This is a genomic window from Acidovorax sp. KPB24-03 (assembly GCF_057546605.1).
Genome location: NZ_BAAJYR010000522.1, coordinates 1 through 2078 on the forward strand (window position 1 = coordinate 1; position 2078 = coordinate 2078).

2 pseudogenes are annotated in these 2078 nt (G+C 69.2%); both read right to left on the reverse strand.

The features are described 5' to 3' along the window. A pseudogene (ftsW, locus tag AC27KI_RS23485) lies at nucleotides 1-1286 on the reverse strand (putative lipid II flippase FtsW). Further along, a pseudogene (locus tag AC27KI_RS23490) lies at nucleotides 1283-2078 on the reverse strand (glutamate ligase domain-containing protein); the annotation flags it as partial. The pseudogenes AC27KI_RS23490 and ftsW, both read right to left, overlap by 4 nt.

Below are 2078 nucleotides of genomic sequence, written 5' to 3' on the forward strand. Positions count from 1 at the left end.
TCATACGCGGCCTCCGCGCATGAGGTGCTTGTTTTCATAGTCAACCCGAAGCACCACGGCGATGGCCACCAGATTCATCAGGATGGCGGAGCCGCCGAAGCTCATCAGCGGCAGGGTCAGTCCCTTGGTCGGCAGCGCGCCCAGGTTCACGCCCATGTTGATGAAGGCCTGAAAGCCCATCCAGATGGCCACGCCCTGCGCCACCAGGCCGGCGAACACGCGGTCCAGCGCGATGGCCTGGCGGCCGATGTGCATGATGCGGCGGGTCATCCACAGGAAGAGCACGATGAGGATGAGCACGCCGACCAGGCCGAACTCCTCGCCGATCACCGCGAGCAGGAAGTCGGTGTGCGCCTCGGGCAGCCAGTGCAGCTTTTCCACGCTGCGCCCAGCCCGACGCCGAAGATCTCGCCGCGGCCGATGGCGATCAGCGAGTGCGACAGCTGGTAGCCCTTGCCCAGCGCGTGCTTTTCGCTCCAGGGATCGAGGTACGCGAAGATGCGCTCGCGCCGCCAGTCGCTCATCATCACCATGAGCGCGAAGGCGCCCACCAGCACGGCGGCGATCAGGAAGAACATGCGGGCGTTCACGCCGCCCAGGAACAGGATGCCCATGGCGATCACGGCGATCACCATGAAGGCGCCCATGTCGGGCTCGGCCAGCAGCAGCGCGCCCACCACGGCCACGGCCGCGCCCATGGGCAGCACGGCGCGGAAGAAGCGCTCCTTGACCTCCATCTTGCGCACCATGTAGTCCGAGGCGTAGATGAGCACGGCGAACTTCGCCAGCTCCGACGGCTGGAAGTTCATGACCCCCAGCGAGAGCCAGCGCCGCGCGCCGTTGACCACCGTGCCCACGTGCGGGATCAGCACCGCGATAAGCAAAGCGATCGACAGCACGAACAGCCACGGTGCCACGCGTTCCCAGGTGGACATGGGAATCTGGAACGCCAGCAGGGCCGCGACGAAGGCCATCACCAGCGCCATGATGTGGCGCACCAGGAAATGGGTGGGCGCGATCTTGCCGAAACGCGGGTTGTCCGGCATGGCGATGGACGCGGAATACACCATCACCAGTCCCCAGGCGAGCAGCGCCACCACGACCCACAGGAGGGCCTGGTCGAAGCCGAGCACGCTGGCCGGCGTGGTCGTGGTCTGGCGGTATTCGGTGCCGCCCACGCGCACCGGCAGCACGTCGGCGGGCTTGGCGGGCAGGCCGCCGAACCAGCCGCCGAACTTTCCGGTCAGGCGCTGCAGCAGGCTGGGGGATGCGGGTGCGGTGCTCATGCGGAGCCCTCCAGGTCCTGGCCGCGATCGTTCGCAAGCGCTTGCACCGCTTCGCAAAACACGCGGGCGCGGTGCTCGTAATCGTTGAACATATCGAAACTGGCACAGGCGGGCGACATCAGCACCGCATCGCCGGCATGGGCGCGCTGCGTGGCCAGGTCCACCGCCTGCGGCAGCGTCGGTGCGTCCAGCAGGGCCACGCCCGCGTCTTTGAGCGCGGCACGGATCTGGGGCGCGTCGCGGCCGATCAGCACCACGGCGCGGGCATAGCGCGACACGGGCGCGGCCAGCGGCGAGAAGTCCTGCCCCTTGCCGTCGCCGCCCAGGATGACGACCAGCCGGCGCTCCGCGCCCAGACCGGTGAGCGCCGCCACGGTGGCGCCCACATTTGTGCCCTTGCTGTCGTCGAAATACTCCACATCGCCGATGAGCCCCACAGGCTCCACGCGGTGCGGCTCGCCGCGGTACTCGCGCAGGCCGTACAGCATGGGACCCAGCGCGCAGCCGGCGGCCTGCGCGAGCGCCAGCGCGGCGAGCGCGTTCACGGCGTTGTGCGGCCGCGGATGCGCAGTGCGTCGGCGGGCATCAGGCGCTGGATGTGCAGCTCTTCTTCCTGCGCGCGCGAACGGCGGGCGGTTTCGTCGGCCTCCTGGGCCCGCACGAGCCAGGCCATGCCGTTGACGATCTCCAGGCCGAAATCGCCCGGGCGCTGGGGCATGTCGCCGCCGAACGTGACATGGGGGCGCACCTGCACCTTCGGGGCCTTTCGCGCGCCCGGCCGCCGGCCTGGCC